The sequence below is a fragment of the Dryocola baronae genome (assembly GCF_051297175.1).
Lineage (GTDB): Bacteria > Pseudomonadota > Gammaproteobacteria > Enterobacterales > Enterobacteriaceae > Dryocola.
In genome coordinates, this window is the sequence record NZ_JBINNY010000001.1 from 377,811 (window position 1) to 392,712 (window position 14,902).

Sequence of the window (14,902 nt, forward strand, 5' to 3'; positions counted from 1 at the left end):
TTAATCTATAACAAATAGTTATAGTCACAGAGGTGTTTTAAGTCCTGTTTAAGTATGCAAATGGAGTGAATATCCCTGAAAAGACAGGCTTGCACAGCACGCCGTACAAATGGTACTCATAACGCCGCTGAAAAATTGCCCCTCGTAACTCCTGACGTTTGTCGTACCCCTTTCAGTTTGTGACGTTCTCATAAGTTTCAGCGTGGGAACGGCGTTTTATTGAGGAATAAAATCGTTATGAAACAACCAAAGGTCAGCCTCGCCTGGCAGATACTGCTGGCGCTGGTGCTGGGTATCGCGCTAGGAAGCGTACTGCATTATCAAAGTGATAGCCGTGAGTGGCTCATCAGCAATCTGCTCTCTCCGGCCGGTGATATCTTCATTCACCTGATCAAAATGATTGTTGTACCGATTGTTATCTCCACGCTGGTGGTGGGCATTGCCGGGGTTGGCGATGCTAAACAGCTTGGACGGATCGGCGCGAAAACCATTCTCTATTTCGAAGTGATCACGACGGTTGCCATTATCCTGGGCATCACCCTGGCGAATGTGTTTCAACCGGGGCACGGCATTGATATGTCGCAGCTTGCTACCGTGGATATTTCGAAATACCAGCATACTGCCGAAGACGTCCAGAGCCATGCCCACGGGCTGATGGGCACCATTCTTTCTCTCGTACCGACCAACATCGTGGCGTCGATGGCGAAGGGCGACATGCTGCCGATTATCTTCTTCTCGGTGCTGTTCGGCCTTGGCCTGTCATCGCTGCCGGCAACGCATCGCGAGCCGCTGGTCACCGTGTTCCGCTCCATTTCCGAAACCATGTTTAAAGTCACCCATATGGTGATGCGCTATGCGCCGATTGGCGTCTTTGCGCTGATCTCCGTGACGGTGGCAAACTTCGGTTTCGCGTCGCTGTGGCCGCTCGCCAAGCTGGTGCTGCTGGTTTACTTCGCGATCCTGTTCTTTGCTTTCATCGTGCTGGGCGCGGTGGCTCGCCTGTGCGGGCTGAAGATCACCATTCTGATGCGCATTCTTAAAGACGAGCTGATTCTGGCGTACTCGACGGCAAGCTCCGAAAGCGTTCTGCCGCGCATCATCGAGAAAATGGAAGCCTACGGCGCACCGGCGTCGATCACCAGCTTCGTGGTGCCAACGGGCTACTCGTTCAACCTCGACGGTTCGACGCTCTACCAGAGCATTGCGGCAATCTTTATCGCGCAGCTGTACGGCATCGAGCTGTCGCTGGGCCAGGAAATTATTCTGGTGCTGACGCTGATGGTGACGTCGAAGGGCATCGCGGGCGTGCCGGGCGTGTCGTTTGTGGTGCTGCTGGCAACGCTTGGCAGCGTGGGGATCCCGTTGGAAGGCCTGGCGTTTATCGCAGGCGTAGACCGTATCCTTGATATGGCGCGTACGGCGTTGAACGTGGTGGGCAATGCGCTGGCGGTGCTGGTTATTGCAAAGTGGGAACACAAGTTCGACAGTAAAAAAGCGGCTGCCTACGAGCGGGAAATGTTGGGCAAGTTTTCCAATAAGGCGAACAGCTAGAGCGACGAAAGATAATAAGGTGGATGGCGCATGCGCTTATCCACCCTACAATCATCCGGTCTAACGTAGGTCGGGTAAGCGAAGCGTCACCCGACGCTCGCTTCCCGACTTTACATCAACCCGCCGCGCTCTCGCGCAGGCTGGCCTTCAACTTGCTGTACTCATCAATCACATACTGCTCGGCGGCGCGCTGATCGGCAATCGGCTCTACCCGCACGGCGCAATACTTGTACTCCGGCGTTTTGGTAATCGGGCTGAGGTTCTCCGTCACCAGCTCGTTACAGGCCCCAATCCACCACTGGTAGGTCATGTACACCGCACCTTTATTAGGACGCTCGCTCACGTTGGCTCGCGTGATGACCTTCCCTTTACGCGAATGCACCCAAACCAGCGCCTCGTCTTCAATGCCCAGGCGTGCGGCGTCGTCGATGTGGATCTGCGCGTAGCCCGGCTCGTCCGCGAGTGCTGCAAGCGCGGCACAGTTCCCTGTCATCGAACGGCAGGAGTAGTGCCCAACCTCGCGCACCGTGGAAAGCACCATCGGGTACTCTTCGGTCACGCGGTCAATTGGCGGTGCCCAGTCGCAGGTGAAGAACTCCCCCAGGCCGTTTTCACGGTCGAACCTGCCGTCATAAAGGAACGACGTCCCCTGGTCTGATGCATCAACGTCCCGGCACGGCCACTGGATATAGCCCAGTTCGCCCATCTTCTCGTAGGTTGCGCCATAGAAATCCGGGCACAGGCCGCGCAGCTCGTCCCAGATTTCCTGGGTGTTGCTGTAGTGCATCGCATAGCCCATGCGGGTGGCGATTTCGCTGATGATTTGCCAGTCCGTTTTCAGATCCCACTTCGGCTCAACCGCCTTAAAGAAGCGCTGGAAGCCACGGTCCGCGGCGGTGTAAACACCTTCATGTTCACCCCAAGAGGTGGACGGCAAAATCACATCGGCGGCCGACGCGGTTTTGGTCATAAAGATGTCCTGCACGATCACCAGCTCAAGGTCAGCAAACGCCTGACGCACGGCGGAAAGCTCGGCGTCCGTTTGCAGCGGATCTTCACCCATGATGTACGCCGCGTGCACCTCGCCGTGCGCCACGCGGTGCGGCAGCTCGCTGATGCGATAGCCGGTATGCGCGGGCAACGACTCAACGCCCCAGGCTTTGGCAAACTTCGCCCGATCTTCCGGGTTCTTAACGTACTGATAGCCCGGATAGGTGTCCGGCAGCGCGCCCATGTCGCACGCGCCCTGCACGTTATTTTGCCCACGCACCGGGTTCACGCCGACGTTGGCTTTCCCCAGGTTGCCGGTCATTAGCGCAAGGCTCGTCAGCGAACGCACGGTTTCCACGCCCTGATAGAACTGGGTCACGCCCATGCCCCACAGAATGGTCGCGGTTTTCGCCTTCGCATACATCCGCGCGGCGGTGCGGATATCGGCGGCCTTCAGGCCGGTGATTTCCTCAACCGATTCCGGCGTGTAGCCCGCAACGATTTTTTTGTACTCATCAAAGCCTTCGGTACGCGCGGCCACGAAGGCCTGGTCGTAAAGATTTTCTTCGATGATTACATGCCCGATGGCGTTCAGCAGGGCGATGTTCGAGCCATTTTTTAACTGCAAATGCAGGTCGGCGATGCGCGCAGTTTCAATTTTACGCGGATCGATAACGATGATTTGCGCCCCTTTCTGCTTCGCGCGAATTACGCGGTTGGCGACGATAGGGTGTGAATCAGCCGGGTTATACCCGAATACAAAGACTAAATCGGTATCCTCAATCTCGACGATTGAGTTGCTCATAGCGCCGTTACCGACCGACTGGTGCAGACCTGCAACCGATGGGCCGTGTCAGACGCGAGCGCAGCAGTCGACGTTATTGGTACCAATAACGGCGCGCGCAAATTTCTGCATTACATAGTTAGTTTCGTTGCCGGTACCACGGGATGAGCCGGTGGTCATGATGGCATCAGGGCCGTGCTTGGCTTTGATTTCGCTTAAGCGGGTGGCGACGTAGTTAAGCGCCTCGTCCCAGGAAACGTTTTCGAGCTTGCCGCCCTTCTGGCGACGAATCATCGGGGATTTCAGACGCGGGGTGAGGATTTTAGTGTCATTAATAAAATCCCAGCCGTAATAGCCTTTCAGGCACAGATCGCCCTGATTGGTTTTACCCTGAGCGCCCTCCGCCTTGACGATTTTGCCGTTATCGACCACCAGGTTTATCTTGCAACCCGAGGCGCAATAGGGGCAAACCGTGACGACTTTTTTCATCGTGTTGCTCCAGTCAATGCTGTTATCGGTGTGTGACAGCAGAAGTTTTCGTCACATCTGCCCCCTTAATGCATTTTCTATGCCATATAAAACGTAGGGGTTATAAGCACGATAGTACGGGCAGAAACACCGCAAAACCCTGACGAAAAGCAGGACATCGTCAAAAGTGACGTGTCGAGGCGGCTGCCGTTTGTGACGCTGATTGAAATTTCAGCATGGGCATTTGTCTTTTATGCGGTACTCCATCAACAATCGCTCACACTTACCCTATGGCCCTGCATCCCCACGGAGAACAACGATGAAACCTGCAATTCTGGTGGTGGATGACGACCCGGCAATCTGCGACGTGCTGCGCGACACTCTCAACGAACATGTCTTTGACGTGCTGGTCACCCACACCGGCAACCAGGCGCTCACCGCCATCGCCGAGCGGCCCGCCGTCGCGCTGGTGCTGCTGGACATGATGCTGCCGGATATCAACGGGCTACAGGTGCTCCAGCAGGTCCAGCGGCTGCGGCCCGAACTCCCGGTGGTGATGCTGACGGGGCTGGGCAGCGAATCTGACGTTGTAGTGGGGCTGGAAATGGGCGCGGATGATTACATCGCCAAGCCGTTTAACCCGCGGGTCGTGGTCGCGCGGGTGAAGGCCGTGCTGCGGCGTAGCGGCGCGCTGGCCGTCGACACGCCCGCCGCAAAAACCAGCGGGTTACATTTCAACGGCTGGCGGTTGGATACCGATCGCTGTCAGCTTTTTAACGCCCGGCAGGAACAGGTGGACCTCACGCAGGGGGAATACGGCCTGCTGCTGGCGCTGGTGCAAAACGCCCGCAGGGTGCTGTCGCGCGAAAGGCTGCTTGAGCTAACGCACAGTGAATCGATGGAGGTTTTCGACAGGACGATCGATGTATTAATCATGCGCCTGCGCAGGAAAATAGAAGTGAACCCGCATCAGCCGACGCTAATCCGCACGATACGCGGCGTGGGGTATGTCTTTGCGGCAGATATTATTCAGGAAGAGCACAACGCGGCGTAAATAGAGAAGGTTAAAAAAAGGGGGAAACGCAATGTTTCCCCCGAGCACGTTTTAGAAGGTGGCTTTCACACCGATGTTGCCGTTGTAACCCTGCTGCGAGCCGTCAAACGTCTTCTGGTAGCGGCCGTCGATATAAACCGAGGTGCTGCTATTCAGCGAAGCATTGAGGCCAACGCCGGTCTGCCAGTAGTCGTCGCCAAACTCAGCACGTACTTTCTGACCACCAATGGTGACATCCGGCTCTTTGCCGACCGCCTGAACCACGTTGCCGATGACGTATGGCGTAAATTCTGGCTGCGCCAGGAACAGACGGGCACCTGCGCGAAGTTCGCCTACCGTATCAGATGAACCGGACACATCGCTGATACCATCGTTGAATTCCGCAAGGTGCATATACTGCAGTCTCGCCTGTAGCTGTGGCTCAATATGCCAGTCCTGATACAGCTGGAACGGTTTGCCGACTTCCGCAGACGCGGCGGCACCGTAGCCATGCTGCTTGGCAGACACCGTGCTTTGGTAGTCGTTTTCGTACCAGGATGCCTGGCCTACGATGTCAAGGTAAGCACCGTCATCGCCCATTGCGGTGTAATAGCCGCCAAGGCTGTAGGCAGAGGTATCAATCGAGCCGGTATCGACGGACAGATTTTTATTAACCGCGCGGCCTGAATCGGTAACGTCCGTCTGGATGGTACCCAGCGTCAGCATCACGCCCGCACGCTGGTTGTCTTTTTCCCAGACATCGGTACCAAACTGCACGAACCATGAGTCTGAGTCATAACCGAATCGACCGCTGTCGGCTTCCAGGTGGCTACCGCGCGTCAGTCCCCATGCGCCGTCTTTATGATGGATATCACCGCCGGTGCGCTGGTGGTAAGTCCCCAGGGTATCGAAGGCATAGCGTTGAACAAGCCAAGGAGCGGCGATGTAGCCTGTGACTTCCGCACGCCATGGCGTTGGATCGCCGTTTGTGCCGGAACCATTATTAGGGTTAGTACCTGAACCATTATCAGGATTGGAACCGGAGCCGTTGTCAGGATTGGTGCCGGAGCCGTTGTCAGGATCGGTGCCGGAGCCGTTGTCAGGATCGGTGCCGGAGCCATTGTCAGGATCGGTACCGGAGCCGTTGTCAGGATCGGTGCCGGAGCCATTGTCAGGATCGGTACCGGTATCAGGGTCTGTATCCGGATTTGGATCTGGTGCCAGATAGGTAGAGCGTAAATACCAGTCATTGCTGTCCTGGCTTCCGCCTTGGGCAATCTGGTACTCGTATGCGCCTGCGGCCACGCGCTCAGACAGGGCAAAGGTGCCTTTCGCGCTGCCGTCGATATTCACCACTTCAATACCATCACCGGTGGTGAGCGCGCCGCTGCCGCCCGCGTTATTTATTGCCAGTGTGAAGTTGCCGTCGACATTACCTTTTACATCAATTTTATCGGTAGGGGACGAATCGTCGCCCAGATGAGTATTGATATTAAAGCTGCCGGAACCGGTAAGATCGTTATTAATGGTCAGCGTTGAGAAGCCGTTGCTTTGCGAGCGGAAATTCACTGAACCGTTGTTGTTTAGCGCATTCACCGCCGAGCTGGTGGTCATATCCCACAGGCTGGTGGTATCAATATTAATGCTGTTGGTTTTGGCTGAAGAACCTGTCCAGGTCGAATCATCGCTGAGGCTCACATCCACCGTTGAGTTGCCGGCTTCAGTCAAAATATCGCCCGTCAGGGCTGATTTGCCGTCTGCGTTCAGGCGAACCGTAGAGCCAACGTCGCTGGTCCCGGACTTGTTGTCACGCACGGTAATAAGCTGCCCGTTGCCGCTGCTTACGCTTGAGCCCTCTGTCAGGTTAACGGTGAGATTGGCACCTGTGGCATTCATCGCCTGATGGTGCGTGGCGGAAAGATGGGTCTTTTGCAGGTTAACGGTGGTTTCGGAATTTTTATTCAAATCACCCTGTGCAAACAGGCCGACGCTATTAATCCCGTTAGCCTTAACCTGGACGTTGGATAACGTTGTATTGCTGCCGCTGTAAGCCAGCAGCGCATGGGAGCCGTCACCCTCGGTATCAATGGTCATGTCGCTGGCGTTGATAGTGGAGTCGGCAAAGTTGATTGCCCCATACCCTCGTGCGCCAGTGGTTCTGGCCGTGCCTGTTTTCAGCGTCAGAGAGCCGCCGCGAGCCGCTACCATGGCTCCAGAATCCGAACCTTCGGTCACGAGCCTAACCGTGTCGGCGTTCAGCGAGCCTTCGCTGTATAGCGCATGGGCATCTGAACCCGTTGTCGAAACGCTGCTGTTATTGATGGACATACTGCCACGGATATCAGCTCCGTGTGATGTATTGCCCTCAGTCGAGATCGCAACATTGCTGGCGTCAACTTTGCCAGTGTTTGTCGCCGCATATATAGCCGAGAAGTAATCACCCGTCGTTTTATATTCGCCTCTATCCAGCGTAACATGGCTGTAAATATTAGCGTTAATCAGGGTGTCATTGGCGCCGCTTGCCTGTACGTTGCTATCATTTAGCGTAATCGTCGCTTCTTTAGTGGCATCACCACTGACGTAAACGACGTTTTGCGAATTCACTGAAGACTGATTGAGGGTGAGGCTGTTGATGGTCAGATCGGCTTTGTCAACGTGCAGGCCATTTGATCCGTTAGCCAGATTTAGTTCAATGTCGCTGAGAGTAACGGAAGCTTTGTTTGAAACAGAAATGCCTTTAGCACTGGCTCCAGTATTGGTGAGGGTGAGGCCTGAACCCGTAAACTGCGATCCTTCGCCACGAATATCAATAATTGATTTGCCCACACCTGCGTTGCTGACAGCCGTGCCGTTAACATCAATTTTGCCACCGTTAACGGCCTCTATAGCAACACTGTTCTGCGTCGTTACCGTACCCCCATTAACGTTAATTCTACCTCCGTTAAGGGCTGAAAGGCCTGCAGCGTTGATGCCCTGTGCCTTAACTTCGACGTTTGTCAGCGAGGCTAAGCTATCCAGAACTTCACCATCGCTGATAACCGCAGACTTACTGTCTTCAGTGGTTTCGACAGAAATGTCGGAAATTGAGACTTCGCCGCCTTTCACTGAAACCTGTCCCTGAGCAAGGGCGGTTTCCGGTACGGTGAAGAGGCTGGTGCAAATGAGGCTGGCTAAAAGATGTTTACGAAACTTACTGGGTGGAGAAATAATAGTATCCATTTTTTAAATTCCATTTTGGCTCACTTCTATAGTCCTTTAATTCGAGCGCCAAGACGCCGTCATTTATTCGGACTCCTTCAATGATGATATTTTAAAAATATTATTTCTAATAGAGATATCTAAGAATAAGAGATATTAGTTTATAACTCATAGGCTGAGGTAATAATATAAAAAATCTTATTGATATAACCAATTTTATATTATTCAATTGCTTAATATAATATTTAGCGGGGCTAATATAATTCGTTTAAAGGGAGGGGTTAGCGCTTACTTATAATACAGGAATTAAAAAACACGTAATAAGCGACCAGCCGCGCTTAGGAAACGTCAAGCCTTTTCTCGTTAATAAAGATTTTTAATTCTGCCAGCGTTTTTGCGCCGTCAATCGCATTAGCACATAAAAGATTTGCCCGTGCGCAGGCGTGGGCCAGCTTCAGGCTGTCCGTTAACGTCCATTTTTCATGGCAGCCGTATAATATTCCGGCGCAAAACGCGTCGCCCGCGCCTACGCTGCCAACAATTTCCTCCGCAGATAAACGGAAAGAGGGCACCCATGCCCCTTCGCCATTGGCTTCCACGCCCCATGCCCCTTCCGGACAGTGGATCACGACGCGCTGCCGCACCCCTGACTCAAGCAGCAGCTTCGCGGCCTCGGCGATATGCTCAACGTGCGGCGAGCCGTCATTTTTACGGATCGCCAGCCCGCTAAATTCACCGGCCTCCAGCTCGTTAATCACCAGATAGTCCAGCCAGCGCAGGGCAGGGAGCACCATCGGGCGATAGCGCGGATCGCCCTGCCGCGACACCAAATCCAGCGAGGTTTCATAGCCCAGCTGCGACATCTGGGCCAGCAGCCGCGCGCTGCGCGTGCCGTACTCCGCGTCCTCCATATCCAGGCTATCCAGCAGCAGCAAATAGCCCAGGTGGAAGATTTTAAAAGAGGATTCCAGGCCGTCGAAGGCGGGCAGATCGAGCAGGCGGTTTGCGCCTGGCGAATGGAAAAACGTGCGCTGGCCGCTGGGGTCGGTCATCACCTGCGACATCGACGTTGGCGCAAAAGTGGTGCGGTGCACGTGTTGGCGGTTCACGTGATACTGGTCGAGCATCGCCATAATGTAATCGCCGTCGTGATCGTCGCCCACCAGCCCCACCGCCTGCAGCGGCAGGCCGACGTGCATTTTTGCCAGCGTCAGCAGCACGTTCAGCGGCGCGCCGCCCGTCGAACGTTCGCTGTGGACGATTTCTGCCAGCCACCCGCGCTGCGGCCACTGCACGATCTGATGCACGTGGTCGACCAGCATATTTCCGGCGGCGATAATTCCGCTGCGCTCTGTCATAGCAACTCCTTAAGCCTTACCCGAACTGCCAAAAATCTGCATCTGCCGCGCGACGACGTCCGTAATCGCCTCTTCAATGCCCAGCAGCAGCTCGGCGAACTCGTCATAAATCGCGTGACGCTGGTTCATCCGCTGCTCCACCGCGCCAAGCGCGGCCTGGGACATGCCGGTGTAAAAATTAATTTTATGGATGCCTTGCGCAATCGCCCTGCGGAAATCCTCGTCGCTGATGCCCGATCCGCCGTGCAGCACCAGCGGTAAGCCCGTTTGCTGGCGAATGGCGGCGAGGCGGTCGAAATCGAGCTTCGGCTCGCCTTTGTATTTGCCGTGCGCGTTGCCGATAGCGACGGCCAGCGTGTCGATGCCGGTGCGGTCGACGAAATCTCGCGCAACGCGTGGGTCGGTAAACTTATTGCTGTCGGCTTCACCATACAGCGCGCCGCCCTCGTCGCCGCCCACCGCGCCCAGTTCGGCCTCAACGGAAACGCCAACCGCGTGGCACATTTTCACCACCTCGCGGGTCTGCCGAACGTTCTCCTCATACTCAAGTGTAGAACCATCGAACATCACCGAGCTAAAACCTAGCCGCAGAGCGCGCACCACGGCTTCAAAATGCAGGCCGTGATCGAGATTGAGCACCACCGGAATGTCGTGGTGCGCCGCTTCGAATTTAACGGCCTCGACCAGTGAATCCAGCGAAATATATTTAAAATGCACCTCGGCAATATTAATAATAAACGGCGAGTTTTCCTGTTTTGCGGCGGCAAACAGCGCGCGCAAAAAATGGCTGTCGAGCACGTTAAAAGCACCCAGCGCATACCCGTTGGCACGAGCGTGGGCCAGCCCGTCGGCAAGCGAAATCAAAGCCATATTACGTCCCCTGGTGTTGGGCAAAATTAAAGGTGATGGCGATACTCGTTGCACAGCAGCAGCCGCGCCGGTTCGTCCTCGCTGATACTATTAAAACGCTCGAGTGGCTTCAGGAAACGGTTGTCGCGGTCGTCGTCATTGACCATCGACACTTCGCCGACCAGCACATCGCCGTAGCCCGGCTCGCCCCAGAAGCTGTGATAAACCCCCGGAACGAGGCAGATACTTTCCCCCGGTGACAGGCGCAGCTGGCTGCCCGCCGCGTGGGTCTGGCGGCAGCCGTCAATCACCACCGTCACGTTCGTTTCTTCGGGCTGTTCGAACGGGTCGGCATTCCACAGTTCGACGATCAGGTTGCCGCCGCCGCGATTGATAATGTCCTCCCGCTTGCGCCAGTGGAAATGCATCGGCGTAAGCTGGCCCTCGCGGACGTGCATGATTTTTTCAGCGTAGCTTTTTGGGTAGGGCGCACCGTCCGGCGAACCGTTGCGCAAAGTGAACAGCGTCAGCCCCTGAGCGGGGAAATCCTGGCCGCCAAACGCCGTCACGTCCCAGCCGAGCTTCAGGTCGAAGACTTCCTGCCAAAGCGTTTTATCCAGCTGCTGCCATTTGACTCGCTCATAAGAGGCGAACGGCGGCAGATGAACGTCGTGCTGCATAAAGAAATGGCGCGTCTGGGTCAGGATCTGGTTCACTTCGGAGCGTTTCATGGTGCCTCCTCTGGTTTCCCCTCACCCTTACCCTCTCCCCGTGGGAGAGGGCCGGGATGAGGGCGTCCAATGCCAATGTGAAAACTATTTCACCGTCCAACCCTTATAGGTGCCGATATTGTTCTTATCGATCATCGTCACCGGGATCAGCACCGGCTCTTTCGGCGCGGGCTTGCCCTGCAGAATGTCATAGCCGATTTCCACCGCCTTCGCCGCCATCACCTGCGGGTCCTGGGCAGGTGTTGCCACGAACAGCGTATTGCCGCCGCGCTTCAGGGCTTCTTCTGCATCCGGGCTGCCGTCCACGCCGACGATAAAGAACTCGTTGCGCTGGGCCTGCTTAGCCGCCAGATCGGCACCGATCGCCGTCGGATCGTTGATGGCAAACACGCCGTCGATCTTCGGATTGGCCGCCAGCAGCGACGTCATCACTTCAAGGCCACCTTCGCGGCTGCCTTTGGCGTTCTGGTTAGAGGAAAGGATCTTGATCTCAGGGTGCTTTTTAAACTCGGTCAGGCAACCTTCCACGCGGTTCTGCACGGCGGAAACCGGCGGCCCGTTGATGATCACCACGTTGCCTTTCTCTTTTAGACGATCCGAAATGTACTTACAGGCCATCTCGCCCGCCTGGGTGTTGTTCGAGGTGATCGTCGCGTCCGCGCCCTCCGCCGCCACGTCAACCGCCACCACCACGATCCCGGCTTCTTTCGCGCGCTTCACCGCCGGACCGATCCCTTTCGAATCCGCGGCGTTCAGAATGATCATGTCCACCTTGGCGGCAATAAAGTTATCGATCTGCGACACCTGCTGGCCCAGATCGTAGCCGCTGGACACCAGCGTTACCTTCACGTTGTCACCCGCCAGCTTGCGGGCCTCAAGCTCGGCGCCCTTGGTAATCTGCACGAAGAACGGGTTGGCAAGATCGCCCACCGTCACCCCGATGGATTTCAGTTCTTTAGCCTGAACAAACGGCGCGCTGGCTATCAGGAGTGCAGCGGCTATCAGCTTTAAACGCATGTTGTTTTCCTCTTTGGCTATCATCTTGAACGTTGAATTTATGTCGGATAGCGCTATCGCTCATCCGAGCTACGAAAACCCAACCCGTAGGGTGGATGGCGTTATCGCTAATCCGACCTATGAAACCTCAACCCGTAGGGTGGATAAGCGTTAGCGCCATCCACCGTTTACGGCTGTGTGTTATGAGCTTTGGTGATGGCGGGTACGGTATTTATCGATCAGCACCGCAATGATGATCACCGCACCCTTGATCACCAGCTGCCAGAAGTAGGAGACGCCCATCAGCGTCATGCCGTTGTTTAAGGTGGCGATAATCAGCGCGCCAACCAGCGTGCCGGTGATAGTGCCGATGCCGCCCACAAAGCTGGTGCCGCCAAGAATGACCGCCGCGATAGCGTCCAGCTCGTAGCCCGTGCCGAGGTTACCGTTGGCGCTGTACAGCCTTGACGCGCTCATCACCCCGCCAAGCCCGGAAAGCAGCCCGCTCATACCGTAAACGAACAGCAGCACCATCCACACCTTGATGCCGGTCAGGCGCGCGGCCTGCATATTGCCGCCCACCGCGTAAATGTGGACGCCAAGCGTGGTGCGCCTGAGAATGAACCAGCACACCACAATCACCGCAAGCGCAATCACCACCAGCCACGGAATCGGGCCGAGATACGCGTTGCCTATCCACTCAAAATTGATATTGGAATTAATCACCGTCGTGCCGTCGGCCAGCAGATACGCCGCGCCGCGCAGGGCGGTATAGGTGCCGAGCGTGACGATAAACGGCGGCAGCCCCGCCCAGGCCACCAGCATGCCGTTGAACAGTCCAAGCCCGGTGCCCATCATCAGCGCGGCGGGAATCGACAGCGCCTCCCAGCCCGGCATCAGCGAAACCACCATCGCCGTCACCGCCGTGGTGCCCAGAATCGACCCCACAGACAGGTCGATGCCGCCGGTCAAAATGATGAACGTCATCCCGGCGGCGAGAACGATATTGATAGACGACTGGCGGGCGATGTTCAGCAGGTTAGATTCGGTAAAAAAGTTCGGCGTGATAAAGCCAAAAACGGCGACGATCAGAATCAAAATCGGCAGGATGCCGACGGTTTGCATCAAATCGCCAAACAGCGCTTTCTTCAGCGAAGCGGATTTTGCCACCTGCTGCGGGGTGCTCGCAGGCTCCGGCGCTCCCTTACGCGGGTCAAGAGTATTAGCCATGGTGAACCCCCTTGTTGTGAGCATCTTCTACGCCGGTTGCCAGCGTCATAATATTTTCCTGAGTGATATCCGGCCCGTGCAGCTCGCCGGCGATACTCCCTTCACGCATCACGTACACCCGGTCGCTCATGCCGACCACCTCCGGCAGCTCGCTTGAGATCATCAGGATCGCCACGCCTTTTTTCGCCATCTGGCTCATGATCCGGTAGATCTCGCTTTTCGCGCCGACGTCCACGCCGCGCGTAGGCTCATCAAGGATCAAAATACGCGGGCCGATCGCCACCCAGCGCGAGATCAGCAGCTTTTGCTGATTGCCGCCGGACAGCCCACCGGCCCGCACCTGGGCGTGGGGCACGCGAATATTCAGCAGGCTGATGGCATCGTCTGAAATCGTCTGGGCTTTTTTGCGGTCAAGCCAGCCGTAGTGGGCGTCGCGCTCGAGCGTCGCCATGGTGATGTTGTCCTGCGCCGCCAGCTCGAGGAATAAACCCTGCTCTTTGCGGTTTTCGGTCAGAAAGCCGATGCCGTGCTGGATGGCTTCACGGGGTGAATGAATAGCGACGGGGCTGCCGTCGATCTCGATCGTGCCGCCGGTCGACCTGCGTACGCCAAAAATAAGCTGCGCCAGCTCGGAGCGCCCGGCGCCGACCAGGCCTGCAAGCCCGACGATTTCGCCGGATCGCACCTGTAAGCTCACCGGCTGGACTTTGGCACCGTCCGTCAGGTGATGAACGTTCAGGCGCGCGTTGCCCAGCGGGATATCGCGCTCTTTATTGAACAGATCGCTCAGCGGGCGGCCAACCATCATGCGCACCAGCTCGTTGGCGTTCAGGTTTTCACGCGTCAGGCTGCCGACGTACTGCCCGTCGCGCAGCACGCTAACCCGGTCCGATAACTCGTACACTTCCGCCATGCGGTGGCTGATATAGATAATCGCCATGCCCTCGTCGCGCAGCCGCATAATCAGCTCGAACAGGCGGTGCGTTTCGCGGGACGAAAGCGCGGCGGTGGGTTCGTCCATCACTAAAATGCGGCTGTTACGGTGCAGCGCGCGGGCAATCTCCACCTGCTGCTGCTCGGCGATGGTCAGCTTCATCACCAAATCGCTGGCTTTGAACTGCGCGCCCAGGCGGTCGATCACGGTCTGCGCCTGTAACACCATCTCTTTACGCTTCACCAGGCCGCCGCTCGACAGCTCGCTGCCGAGGAAAATGTTCTCCGCCACCGTCAGGTTGGGCGCAAGCTGCATCTCCTGGTAAATCAGCGTGATACCGGCGTTCAGCGCGTCCTTCGGCCCCTTAATGCTGTAAGGTTCGCCGTTAATTAAAATCTCGCCGCTGGTCGCGGTATAGGCACCGGCAAGAATTTTCATCAGCGTACTCTTACCGGCACCGTTTTCCCCCATCAGCGCGTGAATCTCGCCGGGGAACACCGTCAGGTCGACGCCTTTTAACGCATAAAACTTGCCGAAAGACTTGGCAATATTGCGCATCTCCAAAATGGGAACGCTGCTCATGGCGCGGCTCCTGCGGGCAAAGTGACGATTGCCATCAGTCAATCACGCGCCGGTAAACACAAAATGTCAGAAGCCGTTCATATTTGTCATATTGCTGAATAGTTAACCGTGATCACATTACCGTGACGGATTGATACGCGGTGTTCGGGAGGCTGCTTTACTGAAATTTGGAACCGGATGCCCTCACCCCGGCCCTCT

At 56.3% G+C, this 14,902-nt stretch carries 10 protein-coding genes; 2 read left to right on the forward strand and 8 right to left on the reverse strand.

The features are described from left to right. Nucleotides 1-237: 237 nt before the first annotated feature. On the forward strand, nucleotides 238-1,551 hold the full coding sequence (gltP, locus tag ACSPHG_RS01755; RefSeq protein WP_435951745.1) for a glutamate/aspartate:proton symporter GltP: 1,314 nt from the start codon (nucleotides 238-240) through the stop codon (nucleotides 1,549-1,551). A gap of 115 nt (nucleotides 1,552-1,666) precedes the next feature. Here gltP and fdhF read toward each other — a convergent pair whose 3' ends face one another. Further along, nucleotides 1,667-3,814 (reverse strand): formate dehydrogenase subunit alpha, encoded by a 2,148-nt coding sequence (gene fdhF, locus ACSPHG_RS01760; RefSeq protein WP_435951746.1) that lies wholly within the window; start codon nucleotides 3,812-3,814, stop codon nucleotides 1,667-1,669. Between the two features lie 298 nt (nucleotides 3,815-4,112). Between fdhF and ACSPHG_RS01765 the strand changes: the two genes are divergently transcribed. Continuing rightward, complete coding sequence (locus tag ACSPHG_RS01765; RefSeq protein WP_435951747.1) at nucleotides 4,113-4,847, forward strand: response regulator; 735 nt, start codon at nucleotides 4,113-4,115, stop codon at nucleotides 4,845-4,847. A 51-nt stretch (nucleotides 4,848-4,898) separates the two neighbouring features. On the opposite strand, the gene ACSPHG_RS01770 is transcribed toward ACSPHG_RS01765, so the two are convergent. The 7 genes from ACSPHG_RS01770 to ACSPHG_RS01800 all read right to left on the reverse strand — a co-directional run bounded on the left by ACSPHG_RS01770 (nucleotide 4,899) and on the right by ACSPHG_RS01800 (nucleotide 14,704). After that, complete coding sequence (locus ACSPHG_RS01770; RefSeq protein ID WP_435951748.1) at nucleotides 4,899-8,045, reverse strand: autotransporter family protein; 3,147 nt, start codon at nucleotides 8,043-8,045, stop codon at nucleotides 4,899-4,901. 317 nt (nucleotides 8,046-8,362) lie between these two features. Then, the gene (locus tag ACSPHG_RS01775) at nucleotides 8,363-9,382 is read right to left on the reverse strand and encodes a carbohydrate kinase family protein (protein WP_435951749.1); all 1,020 of its coding nucleotides are present in this window, start codon (nucleotides 9,380-9,382) and stop codon (nucleotides 8,363-8,365) included. 9 nt (nucleotides 9,383-9,391) lie between these two features. After that, entirely contained in the window at nucleotides 9,392-10,252 is an 861-nt protein-coding gene (locus ACSPHG_RS01780) for a ketose 1,6-bisphosphate aldolase (protein WP_435951750.1), read from the reverse strand. 26 nt (nucleotides 10,253-10,278) lie between these two features. Next, complete coding sequence (locus ACSPHG_RS01785; RefSeq protein ID WP_435951752.1) at nucleotides 10,279-10,962, reverse strand: D-lyxose/D-mannose isomerase; 684 nt, start codon at nucleotides 10,960-10,962, stop codon at nucleotides 10,279-10,281. An 84-nt stretch (nucleotides 10,963-11,046) separates the two neighbouring features. Then, nucleotides 11,047-11,979, reverse strand: coding sequence for an ABC transporter substrate-binding protein (locus ACSPHG_RS01790; RefSeq protein WP_435951754.1), 933 nt, complete (start codon nucleotides 11,977-11,979; stop codon nucleotides 11,047-11,049). Between the two features lie 180 nt (nucleotides 11,980-12,159). After that, nucleotides 12,160-13,188, reverse strand: coding sequence for an ABC transporter permease subunit (locus ACSPHG_RS01795; protein WP_435951755.1), 1,029 nt, complete (start codon nucleotides 13,186-13,188; stop codon nucleotides 12,160-12,162). Continuing rightward, on the reverse strand, nucleotides 13,181-14,704 hold the full coding sequence (locus tag ACSPHG_RS01800) for a sugar ABC transporter ATP-binding protein (protein WP_435951757.1): 1,524 nt from the start codon (nucleotides 14,702-14,704) through the stop codon (nucleotides 13,181-13,183). The genes ACSPHG_RS01795 and ACSPHG_RS01800 overlap by 8 nt, the downstream gene beginning before the upstream one ends. Between the last annotated feature and the right edge of the window lie 198 nt (nucleotides 14,705-14,902).